This is a genomic window from Nonomuraea sp. NPDC050790 (genome assembly GCF_044456745.1).
Lineage (GTDB): Bacteria > Actinomycetota > Actinomycetes > Streptosporangiales > Streptosporangiaceae > Nonomuraea.
The window spans coordinates 1,320,420-1,344,403 of the sequence record NZ_JBITGF010000002.1 but is presented as its reverse complement, the minus strand read 5'-3'; the positions used below and the strand labels follow the sequence as shown (position 1 = coordinate 1,344,403).

At 74.6% G+C, this 23,984-nt stretch carries 17 protein-coding genes; 6 read left to right on the top strand and 11 right to left on the bottom strand.

Annotated features, from left to right (window positions below; translation table 11 throughout):
- Positions 1-44: 44 nt before the first annotated feature.
- Together ACIBEJ_RS14635 and ACIBEJ_RS14630 are read left to right on the top strand one after the other, a co-directional pair.
- Complete coding sequence (locus ACIBEJ_RS14635; protein WP_397183183.1) at positions 45-824, top strand: phytanoyl-CoA dioxygenase family protein; 780 nt, start codon at positions 45-47, stop codon at positions 822-824.
- A gap of 83 nt (positions 825-907) precedes the next feature.
- Positions 908-2,110 carry an epoxide hydrolase family protein gene (locus ACIBEJ_RS14630; RefSeq protein ID WP_397183182.1) on the top strand — a complete coding sequence of 401 codons (1,203 nt, stop codon included), beginning with the start codon at positions 908-910 and terminating at the stop codon, positions 2,108-2,110.
- Here the strand turns inward: ACIBEJ_RS14630 and ACIBEJ_RS14625 are convergent.
- Genes ACIBEJ_RS14625 through ACIBEJ_RS14575 form a run of 11 tightly spaced genes read right to left on the bottom strand, consistent with a single transcriptional unit; the run spans position 2,097 to position 17,431 of the window.
- Positions 2,097-3,365, bottom strand: coding sequence for a sulfate adenylyltransferase subunit 1 (locus ACIBEJ_RS14625; protein WP_397183181.1), 1,269 nt, complete (start codon positions 3,363-3,365; stop codon positions 2,097-2,099). The two genes, ACIBEJ_RS14630 and ACIBEJ_RS14625, sit on opposite strands and share 14 nt — an antisense overlap.
- A 2-nt stretch (positions 3,366-3,367) precedes the next feature.
- Positions 3,368-4,264 carry a sulfate adenylyltransferase subunit CysD gene (gene cysD, locus ACIBEJ_RS14620; RefSeq protein ID WP_397183180.1) on the bottom strand — a complete coding sequence of 299 codons (897 nt, stop codon included), beginning with the start codon at positions 4,262-4,264 and terminating at the stop codon, positions 3,368-3,370.
- A 12-nt stretch (positions 4,265-4,276) separates the two neighbouring features.
- Positions 4,277-5,482 carry an MFS transporter gene (locus ACIBEJ_RS14615; protein WP_397183179.1) on the bottom strand — a complete coding sequence of 402 codons (1,206 nt, stop codon included), beginning with the start codon at positions 5,480-5,482 and terminating at the stop codon, positions 4,277-4,279.
- Positions 5,479-6,762 (bottom strand): FAD-binding protein, encoded by a 1,284-nt coding sequence (locus ACIBEJ_RS14610; RefSeq protein ID WP_397183178.1) that lies wholly within the window; start codon positions 6,760-6,762, stop codon positions 5,479-5,481. The genes ACIBEJ_RS14615 and ACIBEJ_RS14610 overlap by 4 nt, the downstream gene beginning before the upstream one ends.
- Positions 6,759-8,336 (bottom strand): alpha-amylase family glycosyl hydrolase, encoded by a 1,578-nt coding sequence (locus tag ACIBEJ_RS14605; protein WP_397183177.1) that lies wholly within the window; start codon positions 8,334-8,336, stop codon positions 6,759-6,761. Before ACIBEJ_RS14605 ends, ACIBEJ_RS14610 begins: the two co-directional genes overlap by 4 nt.
- Positions 8,333-9,307 (bottom strand): aldo/keto reductase, encoded by a 975-nt coding sequence (locus tag ACIBEJ_RS14600; RefSeq protein ID WP_397183176.1) that lies wholly within the window; start codon positions 9,305-9,307, stop codon positions 8,333-8,335. The genes ACIBEJ_RS14605 and ACIBEJ_RS14600 overlap by 4 nt, the downstream gene beginning before the upstream one ends.
- Positions 9,307-10,719, bottom strand: a complete 1,413-nt coding sequence (locus tag ACIBEJ_RS14595; RefSeq protein WP_397183175.1) for a glycosyltransferase — start codon at positions 10,717-10,719, stop codon at positions 9,307-9,309. The genes ACIBEJ_RS14600 and ACIBEJ_RS14595 overlap by 1 nt, the downstream gene beginning before the upstream one ends.
- Positions 10,712-14,152, bottom strand: coding sequence for a DUF4915 domain-containing protein (locus tag ACIBEJ_RS14590; protein WP_397183174.1), 3,441 nt, complete (start codon positions 14,150-14,152; stop codon positions 10,712-10,714). Before ACIBEJ_RS14590 ends, ACIBEJ_RS14595 begins: the two co-directional genes overlap by 8 nt.
- Entirely contained in the window at positions 14,149-16,092 is a 1,944-nt protein-coding gene (locus tag ACIBEJ_RS14585; protein ID WP_397183173.1) for a class II aldolase/adducin family protein, read from the bottom strand. The genes ACIBEJ_RS14590 and ACIBEJ_RS14585 overlap by 4 nt, the downstream gene beginning before the upstream one ends.
- An 11-nt stretch (positions 16,093-16,103) precedes the next feature.
- Positions 16,104-16,799 carry an HAD family hydrolase gene (locus tag ACIBEJ_RS14580; protein ID WP_397183172.1) on the bottom strand — a complete coding sequence of 232 codons (696 nt, stop codon included), beginning with the start codon at positions 16,797-16,799 and terminating at the stop codon, positions 16,104-16,106.
- The gene (locus ACIBEJ_RS14575; protein ID WP_397183171.1) at positions 16,799-17,431 is read right to left on the bottom strand and encodes a transaldolase family protein; all 633 of its coding nucleotides are present in this window, start codon (positions 17,429-17,431) and stop codon (positions 16,799-16,801) included. The genes ACIBEJ_RS14580 and ACIBEJ_RS14575 overlap by 1 nt, the downstream gene beginning before the upstream one ends.
- 300 nt (positions 17,432-17,731) lie before the next feature.
- Between ACIBEJ_RS14575 and ACIBEJ_RS14570 the strand changes: the two genes are divergently transcribed.
- From ACIBEJ_RS14570 to ACIBEJ_RS14555, 4 genes are all read left to right on the top strand, one after another.
- Entirely contained in the window at positions 17,732-17,860 is a 129-nt protein-coding gene (locus ACIBEJ_RS14570) for a hypothetical protein (RefSeq protein ID WP_397183170.1), read from the top strand.
- A complete protein-coding gene (locus ACIBEJ_RS14565; RefSeq protein ID WP_397183169.1) occupies positions 17,857-20,085 on the top strand; it encodes a TOMM precursor leader peptide-binding protein in 2,229 nt (742 codons plus the stop codon). Before ACIBEJ_RS14570 ends, ACIBEJ_RS14565 begins: the two co-directional genes overlap by 4 nt.
- A complete protein-coding gene (locus ACIBEJ_RS14560; RefSeq protein WP_397183168.1) occupies positions 20,082-21,572 on the top strand; it encodes a SagB family peptide dehydrogenase in 1,491 nt (496 codons plus the stop codon). The genes ACIBEJ_RS14565 and ACIBEJ_RS14560 overlap by 4 nt, the downstream gene beginning before the upstream one ends.
- Positions 21,573-21,639: 67 nt before the next feature.
- Positions 21,640-23,925, top strand: coding sequence for a sensor histidine kinase (locus ACIBEJ_RS14555; protein ID WP_397183167.1), 2,286 nt, complete (start codon positions 21,640-21,642; stop codon positions 23,923-23,925).
- Positions 23,926-23,984: the final 59 nt, after the last annotated feature.

Below are 23,984 nucleotides of genomic sequence, written 5' to 3'. Positions count from 1 at the left end.
CACCGGCATACCCTCCCACAGCCCGCGTTCCTAGGCTCGAAGGCATGGACACCAAGGATTTCCACGACCGGGGCTACGTCGTCGCCCGCGGCCTGCTCGCCCCGCACGAGGCGGAGCTTCTGCGCGAGGAGTTCATGCGGCTGCACGCCGCGGGCCCCGTCCCTGGGCATTTCTCGCCGAAGCCGCAGGAACCCGGCCAGCCGTACGACGGGTTGCGAGCCTTTCCCCGCATCATGCACCCGCACCAGATCAACGACGTCGCGCTGCGCTACCTCCTGGACGCGAGGATCGCGGCCGTCCTGTGGGATCTGCTGGGCGAGGAGCCGATAGCAGCCCAGAGCATGTTCTACTTCAAGCCGCCCGGCGCGCGCGGACAGGCGCTGCACCAGGACAACTTCTACCTGCGCGTCGAGCCGGGCACCTGCGTGGCGGCCTGGATCGCCGTGGACCGCGTCGACCGGGCCAACGGCGGCCTGGAGGTCGTGCCGGGCACGCACAGGATGGACCTGTTCTGCCCGGAGGACGCCGACCCGTCGATCTCCTTCACCCGCGAGTACGTCCCGCCGCCGCCCGGCCTGGAGCGCGTGCCCGTCGACATGGAGCCGGGCGACGTGCTGTTCTTCAACGGCAGCCTCGTGCACGGCTCGGGCCCGAACGCCACCGCCGACCGCTTCCGCCGCAGCCTCATCTTCCATTACGCGGGCCGCTCGGCCGAGCGCATCGCCGCCTACTACCCGACGCTCACCATGGCCGGCTCGCCCCACCCGCTCCCGGCGGCCGAGGGCGGCGGCCCCTGCGGCACCGAGGCGTCGGGACCGCACTAGGGCGTGCCGCCTGGCGGCTGCTGCCCGGTCTGTGCAGTATGTAGGGGTCATCGTGACCGGGCGGCGGAGGAGGAAGGGCCAGCGTGAGCGCCGACGTGCGGCCGTTCCTCGCCGAGGTCCCCGCGGCCGATCTGGCCGACCTGCGTGAACGGCTGCGCCGTACCCGCTGGCCGGAGGCCGAGACCGTCACCGACCGGTCGCAGGGCGTTCCGCTGGCGTACCTGCGTGAGCTGTGCGCGTACTGGGAGCGGGAGCACGACTGGCGGCGGGCGGAGGCGCGGCTGAACGCGGTGCCGCAGTTCCGCACGGAGGTGGACGGCCTCGGCATCCACTTCCTGCACGCCCGCTCCCCGCACCCGGACGCGCTGCCCCTGGTGATGACCCACGGCTGGCCGGGTTCGGTGCTGGAGTTCCTGAAGGTCGTGGGCCCGCTGACCGATCCCGTCGCCCACGGCGGCCGGGCGGAGGACGCCTTCCACGTGGTCTGCCCGTCGCTGCCCGGCTACGGCTTCAGCGACCGCCCGTCCAAGCCCGGCTGGGGCGTCGAGCGCGTCGCCCAGGCGTGGGCGGAGCTGATGGCCCGCCTGGGCTACCACCGCTACGGCGCGCAGGGCCACGACTGGGGCACCAGCGTCACCGCGCTGCTCGCCCGCCACGACCCGGCCCACGTGCGCGGCATCCACCTCGTGCCCCCGCTCGCGCCGCCGGATCCGGACACCTTCGGCGACCTGACCGACGCCGAGCGGGCGAGCCTGCGCGACATGGAGCACGCCAAGGAGTGGGAGGACGGCTACTCGGCCGAGCAGTCCACCCGCCCGCAGACGCTCGGCTACGGCCTGACCGACTCCCCCACCGCGTTGTGCGCGTGGATCGCGGAGAAGTTCTGGGCGTGGTCCGACCACGACGGCGACCTGGAGAGCGTGATCAGCCGCGACGAGCTGCTGGACAACGTCACGCTCTACTGGCTGACCGGCACCGGCGCGTCCTCGGCCCGCCTGTACTGGGAGAGCATCCGGCAGGTCCAGAAGTGGTTCAGCGAGCCGGGCGCGGACGTGGTGACCGCGCCTGCGGGCTGCACGGTCTTCCCGAAGGAGATGCCGCGGCCCTCGCGGCGCTGGGCCGCGCGCCGCTTCACCGACATCAGGTACTGGAGCGAGCCGCCGAGGGGCGGGCACTTCGCCGCCCTGGAACAGCCGGAACTGTTCGTCGCGGAGGTCCGGGCCTGCTTCCGGGCACTCAGGAACCCCAGCAACCACAGCGACCTCAGGGACCTCAGGGACCGATGACCATGCCGGCGCCCGCGGTGGCGTTGGTGGACTCGTCGATGAGGATGAACGCGCCGGTCACCCGGTTGCGGTCGTAGCCGTCGAGGAAGAGGGGCCGGGTGACGCGCAGGCCGACCCTGCCGATCTCGTTGAGCCGCAGCGATCCGGCCCGCTCGTCGCGGTGCAGGGTGTTGACGTCCAGCCGGTAGCGCACGTCCTCGACCACCGCGCGGGCGGTGGCGGTGGTGTGCTTGACCAGCAGCCGCGTGCCGGGCGCGAGAGGGCGTTCCGCGCTCATCCAGCAGACCGTCGCCTGCAGGTCCTGCACCGGGACCGGCCGGTTGTTCGGCCGGCAGATCATGTCGCCGCGGGAGATGTCGAGCTCGTCGGCCAGCAGCAGCGTGACCGACGTCGGCGGACGCGCCTCGGCCACCGGCCCGCGCGGCCCGGCGATGCCGGTGATCGTGGTGGTCAGGCCGGAGGGCAGGTGGAGGACCTCGTCGCCGGGTCTGAGGACGCCGCTGGCCACCTGGCCCGCGTACCCCCGGTAGTCGTGGTGGGCGCCGGTGTGCGGGCGGATCACGCACTGGACGGGGAAGCGCACGTCGATGAGGTTGCGGTCGGAGGCGACATGCACGTGCTCCAGGTGCCGCAGCAGCGAGGGGCCGTCGTACCAGGGCATGTTGGGGCCCGGATCGACGACGTTGTCGCCGTGCAGCGCGCTGATCGGGACGAACGCCAGGTCGCCGATGTCGAGCTTGGCGGCGAAGGCGGTGAACTCCCGGCGGATGCGCTCGTACCCGGCCTGGTCGTAGCCGATGAGGTCCATCTTGTTGACCGCGACCACCAGGTGCGGCACCCGCAGCAGGGTGGCCAGGAAGGCGTGGCGGCGCGACTGCTCCAGCACCCCCTTGCGCGCGTCGACGAGGATGACGGCCAGGTCGGCGGTGGAGGCGCCGGTGACCATGTTGCGCGTGTACTGGACGTGCCCCGGGGTGTCGGCCACGACGAACGAACGGCGGGGCGTGGCGAAGTAGCGGTAGGCCACGTCGATCGTGATGCCCTGCTCGCGCTCCGCCCGCAGGCCGTCGGTGAGCAGCGCCAGGTTCGCCTGCTCCTCGCCGCGCCGGGCGCTGGTGCGCTCGACGGCTTCGAGCTGGTCTTCGAAGATCGCCTTGGAGTCGTACAGCAGGCGGCCGATCAGGGTGGACTTGCCGTCGTCCACCGAGCCCGCCGTGGCCAGGCGCAGGACGTCGGTGCTCTCGGCAGGATGCATGGCTAGAAGTACCCTTCCTTCTTCCTGTCCTCCATGGCCGACTCGCCGGTGCGGTCGTCGGCCCTGGTCTGGCCGCGCTCGGTGACGCGGGTGGTGCGCAGCTCCTCGATCACCGCCTCCGGCGTGGCCGCGGTGGAGACGACCGCTCCCGTGCACGAGGCGTCGCCGACGGTGCGGAAGCGCACGGTCGCGGCGTACGGCGTCTCGTCCGGGTCGCGGCGGGCGTACGGGTTGTCGTCGAGGAGCATGCCGTCGCGCTCGAAGACCGTCCTGACGTGCGCGAAGTAGATCGACGGCAGTTCCAGCGCCTCGCGGCGCAGGTAGTGCCAGACGTCCAGTTCGGTCCAGTTCGACAGCGGGAAGACCCGCACGTGCTCGCCGGGCCTGATCCGGGTGTTGAACAGGTTCCACAGCTCGGGCCGCTGGTTCTTGGGATCCCACTGGCCGAAGTCGTCGCGGAAGGAGACCATCCGCTCCTTGGCGCGTGCCTTCTCCTCGTCGCGGCGCGCCCCGGCGAAGACGGCGTCGAAGCGGTGCTCGCCGATCGCGTCGAGCAGCGTCGTAGTCTGCAGCCGGTTGCGCGAAGCGTGCCTGCCGCGTTCCTCGCTCACCCGGCCGCGGTCGATGGAGTCCTGGACGGAGGCCACGATCAGCCGGACGCCCAGCTCGGCCACGCGGCGGTCGCGGAAGTCCGTCACCTCGGGGAAGTTGTGGCCGGTGTCCACGTGCATCACCGGGAACGGGATCGGGGCGGGGCGGAACGCCTTCTCGGCCAGGCGCAGCAGGACGACGCTGTCCTTGCCGCCGGAGAACAGCAGCACGGGCCGCTCCAGCTCGGCCGCGATCTCGCGGATGATCTGAATGGACTCGGATTCGAGCAGGTCGAGCTGGGTGTGCATGTCGGGGGCCCTTCAGTCGGTGGGGTGCTCGGCCGGCCGTACCGTGGTGAGGGTGCGGGCGGGCCAGGAGACCAGCGCGGCGAGCGCGGCGGCGAGCGCGATCAGCGACAGGCCCGCGGGCAGGCCGAACGCGTCGGCCAGCAGTCCGATGGACGGCGGCGCGACGAGGATGCCGCAGTAGCCGAGCGTGGCCGCCAGCGCGATGCCGCCGGGACCGCCCGCCGCGCCGGCCTGGGCCATGGCGGTCGGGAAGATGTTGGCCAGGCCCAGCCCGGTCGCGACCAGGGCGGCGAAGGCGACGGGCACCGAGGTCGTCTGGGCGGCCACGAGCGTGCCCGCGCAGGCGACCAGGCCGCCGGTCACGACGACGCGCGTGGGCCCGAGGCGTTCCAGCAGCCGGCTGCCGACCAGGCGCATGAAGCCCATCGTGAGCTGGATGACCGCGTAGCCGGCCGCGGCGACCGCCTGGCCCGCGCCGATGTCCTCGCTGAGGTGCAGGGGCATCCAGTTGTCCAGCGCGCCCTGGCTGTAGGCGGCGAACAGGCCGATCAGGCCGAAGACCACCACCGGCCCGCTGAGCCGCCGCGCGAGCGGGCGCGTACCCTCCGCGCGCGCCGGGACGGGCGCGGGCTTCAGCGGCGACCCCATGAGCAGGCGTCCGCCGGCCGCCGTGGCGGCCAGGCCCAGCGGCATGAGCAGCAGCATGTGCTGCAGCGGCGTCAGGTGCGGCGCCAGCACGCCGCCGAGCGCCGCCCCGGCCAGGCTGCCGAAGCTGTTGGCGGCGTGGAAGCCCGGCATCACGGGACGGCGCAGCGCGGCGATCACGTCGACGGCCACGCTGTTGGCGGCCACGTCGATGCCGCCGTAGGCGATGCCGAAGACGATCAGCGACAGGCCCAGGACGGGCGCGGAGTGCGTGAGCGCGGGCAGCACGACGCTGACCGCGAGCAGCGCGGCGGCGGCGATCGTCACCTGCCGGCTGCCGAAGCGCCGGCACAGCCCGCCGGTCACGGCCATCGTGAGCACCGCCGAGCCGGTCATGCACAGCAGCGCCAGACCGAGCGGCCCTGGAGAGGCGCCGACCTGGTCCTTGAGCGCGGGGATGCGTACGGCCCAGCCGGCGAACAGGAAACCGCCGAGCGCGAAGAACAGCGTGGTCGCCACCCGCAGCCTGGTGAGGGTCAGCTCGCCGGGCGGGGGGCTCTGGGTGGTGGTCATGGCTCCTCCATCACGTAGCGGTCCAGGAAGGAGTTGCCGAACTTGCCGCCCGGGTCGTAGGCGCGCACCAGCGCGGCGAACGCCGCCGACCTCGGGTAGCGCGAGCGCAGCAGCTCGGGCGCGGCGGTGAAGATCTTCGCCCAGTGCGGCCGTGGACGGAACGGCGCCAGCGCCCGCTCGACCAGGCCGGCCACGGGCAGCACCGCCCGGGTGTCGGCGATCCAGGTGAAGTGGATGCTGACCGAGTCCTCGCCGTAGAAGGGGCTCATCCAGAGCCGGTCGGCGGCGACGGTGCGTACCTCGCAGATCTGCAGGACGGGGACGATCCGCTCGCGCACGCGTTCCAGGGCGCGCAGCGCGGCGACGGCGTCGCGCCTGGCGACCATGTACTCCGAGTGCAGCTCGTCGCCGGCGCTGCTCGGCTCGGCCTCCGGCCGGAAGTGGGGCAGCCGCTCGTACCAGCGGCCGGGGACGCCGAGCTGCTCGGTGCAGCTCACGGCGGAGAAGTCCGCGACGGGGTGGCGCGGGCCGGTGGCGGGGGTGGCGGTGAACCACGGCCGCCGCACCACGGCCGCCTCGGGCTCGTCGGCGCGCTCGATCACCCACACCTGCGTCAGCCGCGGCCCCCGCCAGTCGGTGAACAGGCAGACGCTGTACGCGCCGCCCATCAACTCCTCGAAGTGCTCGTCCAGCACGCCGAACGGCAGGTTCTCGTAGACCCGCTGGCGCACCTCGAAGGATGGCACGAGGTCGAGCGTGAGCGCGGTCACGACGCCGAGCGCGCCGAGCGAGACGGGCATCCCGTCGAAGCCGTCCTCGCCCCTGGCGACCTCGATCACCTCGCCGCCGGCGGCGACCATCTCCACGGCGGCCACGGAGGCCGACAGGCAGGGGTTGCGCACGCCGGAGCCGTGCGTGGCCGTGGCGCAGGCCCCGGCGACGGAGATGTGCGGCAGCGAGCCGAGGTTCGGCAGCGCGAAGCCCGCCGCGTCGATCGCGCGGGCCAGCTCGGCGTAGCGCATCCCGGCGGGCACCTTGGCGCGGGCCCGCGCGGAGTCGATCTCGACGTGCTGCGGCAGTCCCGCGGTCGAGACCAGGACGCCGGGCGAGTCGGCGAGGTCGTTGAAGGAGTGGCGGGTGCCCAGGGCGCGGATCCGCGGGCTGCCCGCCACGAGCGCGCGCAGTTCGGCGAGCGAGGCGGGGCAGCGCAGCTCGGCGCAGGAGTAGCCGACGTTGCCGGCCCAGTTGCGCGCCAGGGCCGCCGCCCAGGTGCTGGTCATGACGGCTCCTCCAGTCGCACGACGAGGCCCTCGTCGGGGGCGAGCGTGAGCGGCGCCAGGCTCACCCGCGTGCCGGTCAGGCGCCGGCCCGTGGACAGCTCGGCGCGGCCGTCGGCGGGCAGCGCGCGGGGGGTGAAGGAGACGAGCCGGGCGGAGAAGTTGAGCGCGACGAGCATCCGCTCCCCCGGCGCCGAGCGCACGTAGGCGAAGACGTCGGGACCGGCCTCGACGGAGCGGTAGTCGCCCGCGCGCAGGGCCGGGCTCGCCCGCCGCAGGGCGATGAGACGCCGGTACAGGCTGAGCAGCGAGCCGGGATCCTCGCGCTGGGCGGCCACGTTGACCTCGGCGGGGCCGAGCGGCAGCCAGGGCTGCCCGGTGGTGAACCCCGAGCTTCCCGCGTCCCAGCGCAGGGGCGCGCGGGTGCCGTCGCGGCCGTCCACGTCAAGCGCCCGGCCGGCCCGCGGCGGGACGTCGGCCATGCCGATCTCGTCGCCGTAGTAGACGCACGGCACGCCGCGCAGCGTGAGCGCCATCGTCGCGGCCACCCGCAGCCGGGGACCGGCGCCGAAGCGGGTGGCGGCGCGGGAGATGTCGTGGGTGGCCAGCGCGTACGTGGGCAGCGCCCCCGGCCGGGTCAGCACGGCCAGCCCGTCGACCGTCTCGCGGAAGGCGGCGGCCCGCCACGGCTGCTCCCAGAAGGCGACGTGGAAGGCGGTGTGCAGGCCGTCGCCGCCGAAGTAGGCGGCCAGCCGCCGGTCGTCGGAGATGGGCACCTCGCCCAGGGCGACCCGCTCGCCGCCGGGCCCACCGTAGGAGTCGAGCGTACGGCGCAGCTCGCGCAGCACCTCCTGCGTCTCGGGCAGGTCGAGGTTGCGCATCCGCAGCCCGGGATGCGACACGTGCCGCCTGGCGTGGGCCAGCTCGGCCGGGTTGTCGCGCAGCCGGGCGTCCTTGAGCAGCCGGTGGGCCACGTCCACGCGGAAGCCGTCCACGCCGCGGTCGAGCCAGAACCGCCACACCTTCTGCATGGCCGCCCGCACCTCGGGGTTGCGCCAGTTGAGGTCGGGCTGGCCGGGGGTGAAGCTGTGCAGATAGCACTGGCCGGTGCGCTCGTCGAGGGTCCAGGCGGGCCCGCAGGTCTCGAACGCGCTGAGCCAGTTGTTGGGCACGCCGCCCCGCTCGCGCGGGTCGGCCCAGATGTACCAGTCCCGTCTGGGCGAGGTACGGCTCGCCCGCGAATCGGCGAACCAGGGATGCTCGGCGGAGGTGTGGTTCATGACCAGGTCGATCAGCACCCGCATCCCGAGCCCGTGCGCCTGGCGAACCAGCTCGTCGAAGTCGGCGAGCGTGCCGTAGACGGGGTCGACGGCTTCGTAGTCGCTGATGTCGTAGCCGTGGTCGGCCAGCGGCGAGGGATAGAACGGCGACAGCCAGACGGCGTCGGCGCCGAGCTCGTGGATGTGGCCGAGCCTGGCGATGACGCCGGGCAGGTCGCCGATCCCGTCGCCGTCGGAGTCGGCGAAGCTGCGCGGGTAGACCTGGTAGAGGACGGCCTCGCGCCACCATGCGTTCATAGGTTCACTCCGGACATGTCTGGATAGCGGGCGCCGGCGGCGCTGCCCGGCGGCGCCAGCTCGTCCAGCGCCGCCCGCTCGGCGGGGGTCAGCTCCAGCGCGGCGGCGGCCAGGTTCTCCTCCAGCCGGGCGACGGTCTTGGTGCCGGGGATGGGCACGATGTCGGGACCCCTGCCCAGCAGCCAGGCCAGCGCGAGCTGGGCCAGGCTCACCCCGCGCGCCCGCGCGAGGTCGGCGATCCGCCCGGCCAGGCCGGCGTTGCGCGCGAGGTTGCCCGGCTGGAAGCGCGGCAGCGTGCGGCGGAAGTCGCCGGCCGGCAGGTCCTCGGTCCTGCTCACCCTTCCGGTCAGCAGGCCCCGGCCCAGCGGCGCGTACGCCATGAAGCCGATGCCGAGCGAGCGCAGCACGCCCAGCAGCTCCTCCTCCGGGTCGCGGCTGACCAGGGAGTACTCGGTCTGCACCGCGCTGACCGGGTGCACCGCGTGGGCCCTTCTGACCGTGTCGGGCGCCGCCTCGGAGATGGCCAGGTGGCGCACCTTCCCGGCGGCGACCAGCTCGGCCAGCGCGCCCCACGTCTCCTCGATCGGCAGGGAGGCGTCGACGCGGTGCTGGCAGTACACGTCGAGGTGGTCCACGCCGAGGCGGCGCAGCGAGCCCTCACAGGAGCGGCGCACGTACGCGGGCCGGCCGTCGACGCCGATGACGCGGCCGTCGGGTCCCTTGACGTTGCCGAACTTGGTGGCGATCACCACCTGGTCGCGCCGCTCGCGGATCGCCCTGCCGATCAGCTCCTCGTTGGTGTAGGGGCCGTACATGTCGGCGGTGTCGAGCAGGTTCACCCCGAGGTCGAGCGCGCGGTGGATGACGCGGATCGACTCGGCGTCGTCGAAGGCGCCGTAGAACTGCGACATCCCCATGCAGCCGAGCCCCAGGTCCCCCACGTACGGCCCGCCGCGCCCCAGCCGGCGCATCAGGCGGCCCTCGCGGTGGTGACCCGGTCGATCACCCGCATCCAGTCCAGGAGCTGCCGGTCGGGCAGGTACTGCTCGTGGACCCGGGCGCGGGCGTTGCCGCCGAGGCGGCGGGCGAAGGCGGGGTCGCCGAACAGCCGGCGCAGGCCCGCGGCGGCGGCGCCCACGTCGTACGGGTCGGGCAGCAGCAGGCCGCTCTCCCCGTCCTGGACCTGGTCGCGCAGGCCGCCGACGGCACTGGCCAGCACCGGCCTGGCCTTCCACATGGCCTCGGTGGCGGTCAGCCCGAACCCCTCGGCGAGGCTCTTCTGCACGACGACCGTGGCGTGGCGCTGCAGCGCGTTGACGACGACGGCGTTCTCCCGCAGGTCGTCCATGGGCAGGCACAGGAGCTGGCAGCGGCGGCGGTGCTCCTCCGGCAGCGCGTGCCAGGCGCGGCGGCACTCGGCGTAGACCTCGCCCGCCTCCGGGTCGTCGGCGACGCCGCTGACGTCGGCGCCGGCCAGCGTCAGGTAGCCGTCCACGCCCGAGGCGACGAAGGCGTCCAGGACGCCGGTCATGTCCTTGAGCCGGTCCCAGCGGGAGACCTGCACGACCATCGGCAGATCGGGGCTGGGCGGCGGGCCTTCGCGCAGGGCGAGGGCGGCCCGCCGTACCTCCGCGGGAGCCCCGATCGGGACGGGCACGGTCAGCGGCGCCCGGCCGTCACCGGCGAGGACGCCGGTGGCGGCGAGCACGGCGCGGGCCAGTTCCGGGGACAGGTCCATGTTCTTGGGCCCGCAGGGGTCCACGGACGGCGCGATGAGCTGCGGCGACGGCGCCCAGTCCGGCACGTGGCCGGGGGTGGAGAAGACGGTGGCGTCGGCGGGCGCGACGAAGCGGCGGACGAACTCGCCGCCCTCGCGGGTGTGCTCGTTGGGCCGGTCGCTGCCGATGTGGCAGCGCCAGACCACGGTCGCGCCGCGCTCGCGCACCCGCTCGATCAGCCCGGCGGGCTGCGCGTCGTGGACGATCACGAAGTCGCCGGGCCGGACGTGGCGGGCCAGCCGGTCGGCGTTGGCGGCGATGGCCTGCCGGTAGTGGCGCAGCTCGGCGGGGCCGAGGGGGCCGCCGTCGCCGGCGATGCCGTACAGGCGTGAGACCAGGCGCTTGGCGATGGCGTAGAACTCGGCGTCGCCGTCGATGACCAGCCAGCGCACGTCCAGACCCGCGGCGCGGGCCAGCGGGCCCAGCGTGTGGAGCAGCTCGGCGACGCCGCCGCCGGCCGCGGTCGAGTTGACGTTCCAGACGGTGCGCCCGCCCAGCATCCGCCGGACCCACCCGGCCTCGACGCGCAGCCGCTCCACGCGCTCGGCGCCCATCACCTCCTCGTACGGCGCCAGCGGCACCTCACGCAGCGGGACCTCATACACGGTCGTCACCTCCCACCGTCACGGGCCGCCGCTCGGGCCGGGCCTTGCCGCCCGCCTGCTCGAAGCCCTGGTTGATCCAGACCCCGGTCCAGAACTCGGGGTCGCCGGGCAGGACCAGCTCGATGAGCGTGGGTCCCGGGTGCCCGGCCATGGCCTGGAGCGTCCTGGTGAACGCCTCCAGGCGCAGCGCGGTGTGGTCGCGGTCGTGCCAGCCGCTCAGGTCGATCCTGCGGCTGCGCACGCCGAGCGCGTCGGCCAGCGCGACGTAGTCCATGCCGGCGGCGTTGTCGAGGTAGCGGTGGCGCCCGCCGTCGAGCCAGCCCGACGGCCGCGACTGCTTGCGCAGGGAGACGCTGCCGCCGTTGTTGCAGACCAGGAAGGTCACCGGGGCGGCCTCCTGCACGGCGGTGACCAGCCCTTGCATGCTGTTGGTGAAGCCCTGGTCGCCCAGGCAGCACAGCACCTTGGCCGCCGGCTCGCCCAGCGCCAGGCCGGTCGCCAGCGTGATGCCGCTGCCGACGAAGCCGCCGTGGCCGCCCGCGACGCGCAGCCCGGCGGGGAAGGAGTCGTACTCCTCGGCGAGCATGCCGCCGAACATCTGGCTGTCGTCGACCAGCACCACCTGCTGCCCGAGCCCGGCCGCGGTCTCGCCGATGGCGCGGGCGACGCCGCCGCGCAGCTCCACGGCCTCGGGCGGCACCGGCAGGGCGGGGGCGCGCTCGCCGTCCTCCAGCGCGGCGTACCAGGGTCCCGACCCGTTGCGGCCGGGCACGGCCTCGGCCAGCTCGCGCAGCGCCGCCACGACGTCGCCCGCGACGAGCGCGTCGCCCTCGCGCAGGTAGCCGTTCTTCTCGGCGGCGGCGGGCTTGGAGGTCAGCGCGATCTTCCCGCAGCCGGGCAGCTCGCCCACCACCCGCGGGTACATGTTGCGGTCCTCGACGGTCACCAGCAGGTCGGCCTGGGCCAGGACCTCCTGGTGGACGGGATCGGCCGGGTCGTACCAGCCGAGGAAGTCCGGCACCTCCTCGCGGCCCAGGCGCTCGAACAGCATGGGCCCGCGCCGGTACTTCACCTGCAGGACCGGCGCGCCGGTGCGCCGGCAGAAGGCGGCCAGCGCGGGACGCAGGCCGTCGTGCAGCAGCGCGAAGTCGTCGATGATCACCGCGGGGCGCCGGGCGGCGGCCAGCAGGGAGGTGGCCGTGACCAGGGCCGCGTGGTCCACGACCGGCTCGTCGTCCGCGCCGTCGAGGGCGTCGAGCGCGGTCAGCGGGACCCACGCGGCCTCGGCCACGTCCTGCGGGAGCGCCACGAGCACCGGTCCGTAGGGTGCGGTCCTGGCATCGTGTACGGCCAGCCGTACCGCCTTGACCAGCGCCTCGACGGCGACCCGCCGTCCTTCGGCGTCCTTGGGCACGGCGCGCAGCTCGTGCCAGGACTTGGCGAACTCCCCCGAGACCGGCATCAGGTCCCGCTCGCCGTGCGGCGGCAGGAACGGCTGCGAGCCGGTGGAGGGCAGCCCGACCACGGCCACGGTGCCGATCTCGTTGCGCCGCAGGTCGGCCAGGGCGCCGAGCGCGTTCGTCAGCCCTCTGGCGCCATGCAGGACCGCCGCGCCGTTGCCGGGCCGCAGCCTGCTCGCGCCGCCGGCCTGGAAGAGCGACTCGCGGTCGCCCCGGCCGTTGACCAGCAGGCCCAGCCTGGCCATGGCGTCGCACATCACCAGCTCGGAGGTGCCGGCGTAGGCGAAGGCGACGCTGACGCCCGAGCGGCGCAGCGCGAGCGCGACCGCCTCGGCGCCGGTCAGCGTCACGTCCGCGCGGTCCGGGACGGCCGCGTCCACGAGGTGCGCCAGCGCGGGTTCTGCGGCGTCGAGCGCGGTGGCCAGCGCGCGGGTGAACGCCGCCCGCCCGGCGTCCTCGATCAGCCCGACGACCAGGCCGTTGACGCCGCCGCTCGGCCGCGCCAGCAGCGCGTCGATCATCTCGGGCACGGTCCCCGCCGCGCGGGCCGCGCGGACCTCCGACGGATGGACCCCAAACCCGGCCAGCGCCTCGCAGGAGGCGCCCTCCGGCACCACCGTGACCGCGACGTCGGCCGCCGCGCCCGGGTCGAGCTCGTCGAAGGGCACCCCGCCGTCCTGTGCGAGCGTGACCCGCAGCCGGTAGCGTCCGGGCGCGCGCGGGGTCCTGGCCCGCACGAGCACCGTCGCCACCGCCTCGGGCGGCAGCGACCGCGGCAGCGCCGCCGCGATCGGCTGCGTGGACACCTCCTGCCCGTCCGCGTCGTACCAGCGGTGCAGCATCCTCACCGGGTACGGCGGAGCCGGCGTCAGCAGCTCCGGCCCGGTGTTGCGCACCCGGCACTCCACCGTGAGCAGGCTGCCCGCCTCGGCCTGGCCGCTCTCCTGCTCGGCGGCGCTCACCTCGGCCCGGCAGGCGTCGGCCGGCAGCCGGTCGCCGATCGCCCACAGGCGGCTCGGGCGGCGGCCGAGACGCTCGAACTGGCGGCGCTGGTCCTGCTCGTGGGCGCGCGTGTGGTTGGAGCCGAACCCGGTACGCGCCCCGTCGGCCAGCGGCGCGGGCACCAGGGCCAGCGCGTACACCTCGCGGGCGGGCAGGTCCACGACGCCGGTGAGGCTCCAGTCCTTGCGGTCGACCACGGCCACCGCGGCGGTGGCGACCGAGGCGGTGGCGTGCCGGTGGGGGCTCAGGCCCACGAACAGGTGCCGGTCGGTGACGGCCAGCCCGCGCGGCCAGCCCGGCAGCGCCAGCCGCCTGGTCTCCTCGCGGCTCTCGCCGTCCAGTTCCACCAGGTCGCCGGCCGCCGAGTCGCAGACCAGCCAGACGCCGTCGCCGTACCAGGGGTTGTGGGGGGCGCGCAGGCCCCGCAGGGCGGGCTCGCCGGTGGTCAGGCTGACGACCTGGCCGGTGGCGGGCTTGCCGCTCTCGTCCCAGCCGCGCCGGCGCAGGAAGGGGCCGAAGCCGGAGACCATGATCTGTTCGCCGGCGACGGCGATGCTGTTGAGGTGCCAGCTGTCGGCCTCGCCGGGGGCGCGCCAGCGCCAGGTGACCCGGCCGTCGGGGCCGACGCACTGGACCTCGTTCTGGGTGGTGGCCACGACGAGCACCTGGTCGTCCACGGCCACGATGTCGTGCGGGGTGGAGACGCCGTCGAGCCGGTGGTAGCGGCGCACGCCGGTCTCGTCGTAGGCGACCAGTTCGGCGGGGCTGCCCTCGGCGCTCCACAGGCAGCGGAACAGCATGCCGTCGGCGGCGAACAGGCCGGTGCTGGAGACGCGGTCGATCTCCTCCACGGCGCCGTTGATGGCGAACAGGCCGCCTCCTACGGTGTGGTGCGCGTCGAAGCACGAGGCCATCAGGTACTGGCCCTCCGGGACCAGACCGGCCAGGCTCGCCAGCTTCTGGATGGTCATCTGAAGCTCCTTGTCAGGATGTCGTTCCGGTCGTGGCCGATCCGGCGCCGGCCGGGCGGGCGCAGGATCGAGCCTGTCCACGGGGCGCCGGCCAGGTAGGCGGCGGCGCCTGCGACGGCGGCGGGATCGGCGCTGGTCACGGCGTTGACGGCCACCGTGGTTTCCGGGTCGTCGGTCTGGGGGGCGGTCGTGTCCCGGGTGTTCTCCAGCGCCCGGACCTCGGCCTCCAGGGCGCCGGGGGGCCAGCCGTCGTGGGCCAGCAGGATCGTGCCGCCCATGCCCTGGCGGGCGAGGACCGGCAGCGCCGCCCTGGCCAGGCCGCCGGCGCGGGTCATGTCGACCAGTGCGTCGAAACCGCCATATTCCAGCACCACGGCCCGCACCGCCGCCCGCGCCCGCCCATCGGGGGTGGCGGAGTCGGGGGCGTCGGGGGTGTGGCCGTTCCCGGCCGGGATGGTGTGGCTGTTCTCCGCCGGGGTGAGCGCTACGGCGCGGCGTTCGCCGTACCTCCGGACGATGGCGTTCGCCTCGTGGGCGAGGTGCGGGTCCGGGTGGGTGGTGGCGAGGGCGACGTGCGCGCCCGCCTCGGCCAGCGCCGCCCCCACCTCGCCCGCACGGGCGGCGGCGTCGGCGGCGACCACGAAGACCTTGCCCGCCAGCGCGCCCTCCGGCGCGCGCAACTGCGGCTTGAGCCGCATGAGCGGCCAGTACTCGTCGGCCGCCCCCTGCGCCTCGCTCAGCGACACGTAGCCGCCCGCCGCGTCCGCGGCACGCACGACGGTCATCGTCTGGGTGAGGTGGTCGGCGCACAGCCGCGCCTTCGCGGCGTCGGGCCCGCAGGTGAGCGCGCCGAGACCGGGCAGCAGGATCGCGCGCGGCGCGTCGGAGCGCATGCCCGCCCCGCGTGCGGCGGGCGGCACGTATCGGTCGTAGTGGCCCCGGTACCAGGCGCGGTGCCGCTCCACCCCCGCCAGCACGTCGCGTGCGTCCCGCGGCGTCCCGTCCAGGACGAGGGGACGGTAGCCGACGGTGACGAGGTGGTCGGGGCAGCTCGGGCCGGCCTGCGTCCAGCCGGGGCCGCGGGCCGAGGAGGCGAAGGCGACGGCGGCGGGTCCGCGGTCGACGTGCAGGACCACGCCCGGCGTACCGGACGAAAGGGCTCCGCGCAGAGGCGGGAGGATCTCCGCGAGCAGGTCCGCGGCGGCCTCGGGCTCCACCGAGGGTACGGCGGGCCCGCCCAGGTCGCTCGCGCGCCCGATCGCCCGCCCGACGGCGGCAGTGGCCCTGCGCACGGCCTCCAGGGAGTTGCGGTAGCACTCCTCGCTGGTCTCGGCCCAGGTGAACAGCCCGTGGTTGGCCAGCAGCACGAACCTGCAGCGCGGCCGGGCGGCGATCCGCCCGGCCAGCTCACGCGCGACGCCGAGGTCGAACTGCCGGTAGTCGAACCAGATGGCCTCCTCGCCGAACTCCTCCTCGGCCGCCACCCGGCCGCCCGGGAAGGAGGTGAGCGCGATCACCGCGTCGGGGTGGCAGTGGTCGACGTGGGCGGCGGGGATGAAGGCGTGGGTGAGCGTCTCGATGCCGGGCTGACGCTGGCCGGCGCGCAGGCCGCAGTCGGCCGCGTAGCCGGTCATGCCGCCCTCGCCCGGCGGGTCGGTGTCCTTCAGGACGAGCAGGTCGTCCAGGCGCAGGGCGGGGAAGTCCGCGGGGGTGGTGACCGCGCCGTCGCAGCCCCACGCGCTCATGCGCAGCACCCGCACGGGCCGGCCGCGGTGGTCCTCGGCCACGCCCTTGGCGGAGAAGTTGCCGCCGCCCTCCTTGGTCAGGGCGGGGTCGGATCCGACCAGGTGCGAGCGGTAGAGGACCTCGTCGAGGCCGGTCAGGCGCGAGGCGTGGGCCGCGTCCCACCGGTCGGCGGGCGGCGCGAACAGCCGGTCCATGATGGCTCCCTTCAGTGGGCGCCGAGGCGCTGGCGGGCGAAGGCGAACTCCTCGCCGCCCGCGCGCAGGGCGCGCCGTCCGGCGTCGAAGGCGACCTCGTCGAAGTCGGCCACGACCGTGCGCGCGCCCGCGCCGAGCACCTGCGCGGCGCGCTGCGGCACGGCCAGCGCCACGCAGGCGGCCCCGGCGCTCACCGCGGCGCTGACGCCGCTGACCGCGTCCTCGAAGACGAGGCAGGAGCGGGTCGCGACGTCCAGCCGCTCGGCCGCCAGCTCGTAGCAGGCGGGGTGCGGCTTGCCGAGCGAGACGTCGTCGGCGCAGATCACCACCCCGAAGGTCTCGCGCAGGTCGAGTTGGGCGAGCACCTCGGCGGCCTTCCAGTCCTGGGCGCCGGTCACCAGGGCCAGCGGGACGCCTGCGGCCCCCAGCTCGGCCAGCACCCGGCGGGCGCCGGGCATGGCGCGGTAGCGCAGGCTCTCCTGGTCGGCGCGCAGGCTCCGGTAGACCTCGTCGTAGCGGGAGGCGGGGATCTGCGGGAACAGCTTGCGCAGCGTGTGGTCGGCGCGGTGGCCGAAGACGTGGCGTTCCAGCTCGGGCCCGCTGAGCGTGTAGCCCTCGGCGCCGGCCAGCCGCTGCCAGAAGTCCGTCACCGACTGCTCGGTGTCGACGACGACCCCGTCCATGTCGAAGAGCACGGCCTCGTACATCAGGCCTCCCCGTACTCGGCCGCGAAGGCGCGCTCGGCCTCGAGCGCCGCCGGGTGCGCGAGCAGCTCCTCCAGTACGGCCAGCGGCGCCGTCACCGCGTCCGCCCCCTCGGCGAAGGCGGCGGCGAACTGCCCGGCGTGCTTCACCGAGGCGGCCACGATCCGTGTGTTCTTCCTGCGCGTCGCGGCCAGCCGGGCGACCAGGTCGCTCGGGGTCCGCTGGTCGCGCCATGCCCGGTCGAGGTAGGGGATGACGGCCAGGCAGCCGAGCGCCTCGGCCACGGCCATCGTGCTGGGCGACTGGGCGGCGGTCAGCGCGACCGGAACGTTCCTGTCGCGCAGGTGGCGGGCGAGCGTGGCGCCGCCCGGCGTGGCGGGGATCTTCAGCACGACCCGGTCGGGGTCGAGCGACCACGCCGTCTCGGCCTCCTCCAGCGCGCTCGCGTAACGGCCGCTCGGCTGGTAATAGAACTCGGCGAAATCCGTGGCCGCGAGCAGTTCCTTGGCGTGCTGCAGCGGATCGTCGGTCACTTTACGCATGAGGGTCGGATTGGTGGTCATGCCGCCGACGAAGCCGAGCCGGACGGCCGCTTCCGCGTCTTCTTTCCTGGCTGAATCCAGATAGATGTTCATTCCTGATTCCGTTTAGAGAAGTGCCGCCTCAAAAAGGCAGCGGACGGCCGGTCGGAGTGCGGAGATCCAGCGTGAAGTCCGGTTTCCGCCGCGGCTTCCTGCGCTGGGCCGACTGGCGCACGGCTTTTCTCCGATCCGTTTGACGATGCTTCGGCCAGTGTTGTCGCGGACCGCGCTTCCTGCCTACGGATGTGGTCACGTATTCGCCCGTGAAAGATTCATGCCCGAGCCGTGATCGGGCAACTTCACAGGGCGCCGGCAATGGGCCGACAATTGCCGCACCGACCAGTGGAGGACATCATGGCATTCGACGTGGTCGCACGATGGGAAGCCGACGGCGGCGTGGCGGACGATCTCGTCATCGAGGATCTCGGTGACGCTCCCGCCTTCGCGGCGCCCACGTGGTGCACCTCCGGCTTCGCGCGATGACCGCCGACCGGCCGATCGCGTTCAAGCGGCACCTGCGGGCCGAGACCGTCCCCGGCGAGGGGGTGTTCCTGGTCTCGGCCCGCGGGACCATCGCGCTGTCCGGCACCGGCATCGACCGGCTGGCGCCGCTGCTCAACGGCACCCGCAGCCTCGGCCAGCTCGAACGGGAGCTGGCGCCGGAGCTGCCCGCCCGCCGCGTGGGCAGCCTGCTCGGCCGCCTGGCCGACGCCGACCTGATCGCCTACCGCTCACGGTCCGGCACCCCCGCGGGGGCGTACTGGGACCTGGCCGGGCTCGACGCCGACGAGGTCGCCACCGGCCTGGCCGCGCGCCCGGTCGCGCTGACGGTCCTGGGCAACCTCGACCCGGCGGCCGCCGCCCGCGCCTGCCGTGAGGCCGGGCTCGTCCTGGGCGACGCCGCCGCCTTCCCCCTGGTTCTCTGCGACGACTACCTCGACCCCCGGCTGGCCGCGTTCAACGCCCGCCAACTGGCGGAGGGCCGGGCATGGCTGCCGGCCAAGCCGACGGGCGCCGACATCTGGGTCGGCCCGTTCTTCCAGCCGGGCGACGGCCCGTGCCTTTCGTGCCTGACGGCGCGGCTCGGCGGGCGGCGCATGGTGGAGTCCTATCTGGAGCGCGCCGGCGGGCACGACCGGCCGTGCCGTCCGCCGGAGACCTCGCTGCCCGCCACGACCGCCATCGGCCTGCAGGCGGCGGTGCTCGAAGCGGCCAAGTGGCTGGCCGGCCACCGCCATCCCGGCCAGAACGAGATCTGGACCCTCAACACGCTCACGCTGGAGTCCGCCCGCCACCCGGTGACCCGCCGCCCGCAGTGCCCGGCCTGCGGCGACCCGGAGCCGCCCCCGCCCGCTCCCCCGCGCCCGCGCTCGCGTCCCAAGGCTCCAGGCGAGCACCGCGCGCTGGCGCCGGAGACGATGTGGGAGCGGTACGCGCACCTGGCCGACCCGCTGACCGGCGTGGTCGAGCGGGTCAGGCGCGACCCCCGCAGCCCCGCCTTCCTGCACTGCTACCTGTCGGGACCCAACCTGGCGATGGCCGCGGGCGGCCTGCCCGGCATCCGCGCGGGCCTGCGCCGCCACAGCGGCGGCAAGGGCGTCACCGACCTGCACGCCAGGGTGAGCGCGCTGTGCGAGGCGGTCGAACGCCACTGCGGCTCGCGGCTGGGCGAGGAGTTCACCGTCCGCGACAGCCTGGCGGGCCTGGGCGGGCAGGCCGTCCATCCGAACGAGGTCATGCTCTTCCACGAACGCCAGTACCGCGACCGCGAGCAGTGGAACGCCCGGCACATGGACTGCCAGTTCGTCCCCGAGCCCTTCGACGAGCACGCCGTGCTCGAGTGGACGCCCGTGCACTCGCTCCTGACCGGCCGCGAGCGGCTGCTGCCCACCGAACTGCTCTACTACCACGGCGTACGGCAGGCCCACGCCCCCGTCTTCGCCCGCGCCGACTCCAACGGCAACGCCGCGGGCGCCAGCCGGGAGGACGCGATCGTCCAGGGCTTCCTGGAACTGGTCGAACGGGACGCGGTCGCCCAGTGGTGGTACAACCGCACCCGCCATCCCGGCGTCGACCTGGACGCGCTCGGCGACCCCGTGGTCGGCGGGCTGGTCGCCCGCCACCGCGAGCTGAACAGGGAGATCTGGGTCCTCGACCTCACCAGCGACCTGGGCGTCCCCGTGATGGCGGCGCTCTCGCGGCGGACGGACCGGGCGCCCGAGGACATCATGCTGGGCTTCGGCGCCCACTTCGACCCTAGGGTGGCGGTCCGCAGGGCGCTGGCCGAGCACGGGCAACTGCTGCCCGCGGTGCTGGGCTCACGGCCGGACGGCACCGGGTACGGGGCCGCCGATCCGCGCCTGGTCGCGTGGTGGCGGCGGGCCAGGGTGGACGGCCTGCCGTACCTGCTGCCCGAGACGGGACGCGCACGGACGGAGCTCGACGTCCGGCGCCCGCCCGGCGCGGACGTGCGCGAGGACGTTTCCGCCCTCACGGCGCTGGCCCGCTCGCACGGGCTGGACGTGCTGGTCCTGGACCAGACCAGGCCCGACATCGGGCTGCCCGTGGTCAAGGTGGTCGTACCGGGCCTGCGGCACTTCTGGGCGCGCTTCGCGCCGGGCCGCCTCTACGACGCGCCGGTGCGGGCGGGCCGCCTGGCCGAGCCGACGCCCTACGAGCGGCTCAATCCCGTCCCGCTGTTCCTGTGAGGGCGGCCAGGCTGGAGCTGTGGTCGTTCCGCGAGGACGTCCTGGTCGAGACCGACGAGGACACCGGGCGGCTCACCCTGCGCGGACGGTGGGACGACGTGGTGCTGGCGCCGCAGCGCCCGGCGGTGCGCGAGGCGCTTCGGCGAATGACGCTCGGCCCGATCCGGCTGGAGAACGTGCCCGCCGACCCGGCCGACCGGGCGACGCTCGCCCGGCTCCTGGAGCGCTGCGCGCACATGGTGGTGCGCTCGGTGGGGTTCAGCCCCGACGAGCTGGTGCTGTCGGTGGTGCCGCTCACCCCGCAGGCCCGCTTCCTGCCGGTGGAGCCGCCCCCCGGCCTCCCGGTACGGCTGTCGCGGTTCGCCACGCTGACCACGGACGGCACGTCTTACCGGCTGGAGTCCCCGCTGTCGCTGCACCGGGTGGTGCTGCACGGGCGCAGGGCGCTGTGGCTGCTGTCCGCGCTGGGCGCGCCGATCCTGCCCGAGGAGATACCCGAACCGCTCGCCGCCCTGCTCGCCCACCTGGTCGCGGCCGGCATGGCGGTGGTGGCACGGGACCCGGCGCCGCGCTTCGCCGAGGACGAGGACCCGGTGCTGGCGTCCTGGTCGCCGCTGGACCTGATGTTCCACACGCGCTCCACGCTCGGCCGCCACGACGGCGACTACGGCGCCACCTACCCGCACGGCGACCGGGAGCCCGACGAGCCGGTGGTGACGCCCGCCGCCGGGCCCGCGGTCGCGCTGCCCCGCCCGGACTGGAAGGAGATCCTCGCGGCCGACCCGCCGCTGAGCGCGGTCCTGGAGGCCGGGTCCTGCGGGACGGGCTTCGCCACCGCGCCGCCGACCGCGCGCGACCTCGGCGAGCTGCTCTACCGGACGGCCCGGGTGCGCGCGCTGCGCCGTCCCGCCGACCATCCGCAGGCCGAGCTGAGCGAGCGCCCCTACGCCAGCAGCGGCGGCTGCTACCCCTTCGAGCTCTACGTGGCGGTGCACCGGTGCGCCGGCCTGGCCCGCGGCGTCTACCACTACGACCCGCTCGGCCACCGCCTGGAACTGCTGGCCACCCCAGGCACGGCCGAGCTGCTCGACGCCGCCGCCATCGCCGCCAACCTGCCCGGCCCGCCGCCGCTGCTGATCGTCGTCACCGCACGGTTCCGGCGGCTGTCCTGGAAGTACGACGGCCTCGGCTACGTGCTCGCGCTCAAGGACCTCGGGCTGCTGGTGCACTCGCTGTCGCTGGTGGCCACCGCGATGGGCCTGCGCGCCCGGCCCGCCGACGGCGGCGACATCGACGGCACCGCCCGCGTGCTCGGCATCGACTGGCGGGCCGAGTCGAGCCTCACCGCCCTGGCCGTCGGCGCGGCGGAGGAGCGACCCCCAGGACCGGGACGGCGCGCGGGCGAACGGTATCCCGCCAACGGGGCCGACTGGCCGGCGCGGGCCGCGCCGCTGCTGGCCCGCGCCAGGCGGGGGCGGCCGGGTTAGGGTTGACGCGTTCGGGTATGGCGCGTGGCCGGGGTGCATCAGGACGACACCCGGGGGACCGATAGGGATGACCTGGATCGCGTTGGGCTCGGCGGGCGAACGGGAGCGCCTCCTGCCCCGCAGCCCGGTGGCGATCACGCTGGCCGTGGTCGCCGGGTTCGCGCTCGACATGCTCATCAACGTCGTCTGGAACCCCACCAGCGACGGCCTGCCCGGGTTCGCCGCGTGCTTCGCGGTGGTCGTCGCGCTGCAGCTCGTGCACTCGACGCGCGAGCCGCGTACCTGGTCGTGGTGGTTACGGCTGCTGACGCTGGGCACGCAGGCGGCGGCCACGTACCTGCCGATGCTGTGGATGGGGCCCTGGGGCGGGATGGCCGGGTTCCTGGCGGGCTCGATGCTGCTGGCGGTGCCCGGTCCGGTGCGCTGGGCGCTGTACCTGGCCGTCGGCGCGAGCGTCCCGCCGCTGGCCGTCGCGCACGGGGTGGCGCCCGCGACGGCGTTCTGGCTGGCGGAGTCCACGCTGCTGAGCGGCCTGATCGTGTACGGCGTCAGCTCGCTGGCCTCCATGGTCGCCGAGGCGCACGCCGCCCGCGGCGAACTGGCCAGGATGGCCGTGGTGCGCGAGCAACTGCGCGTGGCCAGGAACCTGCGCGACCTGCTCGGCACCAACCTCTCCACGATCACCCGCACGATCGGGCGGGTCTCCCGGCTGCTGCCCGCCCACCCCGGACCGGCCAGGGCCGAGGTGGGCGAGGCGCTGCAGACCGCCCGCCAGGCGCTGGCCGACGTACGGGCGGCGGCCTGGGGCTACCGGCGGATGTCGCTGGCGGCCGAGGCGGAGACGGCGCTGTCCACGCTGGTCTCGGCCGGGATCGACGCCGAGGCGGTGCTCCCTGACGGCGCGCTGCCCGACGAGGCCGACACCGTGCTGGCGATCGTGCTCCGCGAGGCGGTCACCAACGTGCTGCGCCACAGCGACGCCCGCTCGTGCCGGATCGAGGTGCGCGTGGCGGACGGCCGCGCGCTGCTGAGCGTGGTCAACGACGGCGTACACGGCGTCGCCGCCGCCTCCGGCACCGCGCTGGAGAGCCTGCGGCTGCGCGTGGAGGCGGTGGGCGGCGCCCTGTCGGCCCTGGACGAGGCGGGCGGCAGGTTCCTGCTCGCCGCGCGGGTGCCGCTCGCGATCGCCGACGCCGCGCCGCCGTCCGGCCAGACCTCCGTCGAGATCGCCGGTACGGCTCCGCCCGGCCGCCCCGCTCCCCTGGCGCCCCGCACCGCGGTCGTCATGACCGTCGTCGTGCTGACCGCCTATGCCAGCGTGACCATGCTGTTCTCGGTGTCGGAGGGTCTGGGCGGCGCCGGCCTGGCCGGGGCGGCGGTCTGCTTCGCCGTGGTGTCGGCCCTGCAGCTCGCGCACTCCTCCGACCTGCCGCGACGCTGGCCGTCCCGCACCCGGGCCGTCACCCTGTCGGCCCAGGCCGCCGCCACCTACCTGCCGCTGCTGTGGGCCGGCCAGCGGTGGGGCGCGATGGCCGGCTTCCTCGCCGGTTCGATCCTGCTGTGGGTGGCGGGCCCGCTGCGCTGGATTCTGTACGCGGCGGTGGCGGCCAGCATCGCCGCCGCGACCGCCGCCGCCGGCCTCGCGCCCATCTCGGTCGTCTACGCGGGCGTCTTCACCCTGCTCACCGGCCTGGTCGTGTACGGCATCAGCTCCCTGCAGGCCCTCGTCTTCGAGATCCACGCGGCGCGGGGCTCGCTGGCCAGGATGGCGGTCGTGCGCGAACGGCTGCGCGTGGCCCGCGACCTGCACGACCTGCTCGGCTACAACCTGTCGGCGATCACGCTCAAGACCGAGCTGACCTACCGGCTGCTGCCCGCCGCCCCCGAACGCGCCCGCGCGGAGGCCGAGGAGTCGCTGGAGATCGCCCGGCAGGCGCTCATCGACGTGGGCGGCGCGGCCAGCGGCTCCCACGCGATGTCGCTGGCCGCCGAGGGCGAGTCGTCGATGTCGACGCTGGCCTCCGCCGACATCGACGCCACCCTCGACCTGGCCTGCGGGCCGCTGCCGCCGTACGTGGAGACCGTGCTCGGCATCGTCCTGCGCGAGGCCATCACGAACGTGCTGCGCCACAGCAAGGCCACCCGCTGCGTCATCGAGGCGGAGGCGGGAGAGGGGGCGGTGCGCCTGCGGGTGTCCAACGACGGCGCCGAGCCCGGCGCGATGCCTCGTCCCGGCGGGACCGGCCTGCCGAACCTGCGCGCCCGGGTGGAGGGGATCGGCGGCACGCTCACCGCCGGTCCCGGCGAGGACGGCTGGTTCGTGGTGCTCGCGCGGGTGCCCGCCGCCTCCTAGACGGCCCTGTCGCGACGACTTACGATCAGGTTCAGGCCACGCCCATGAGCACGCGAGGG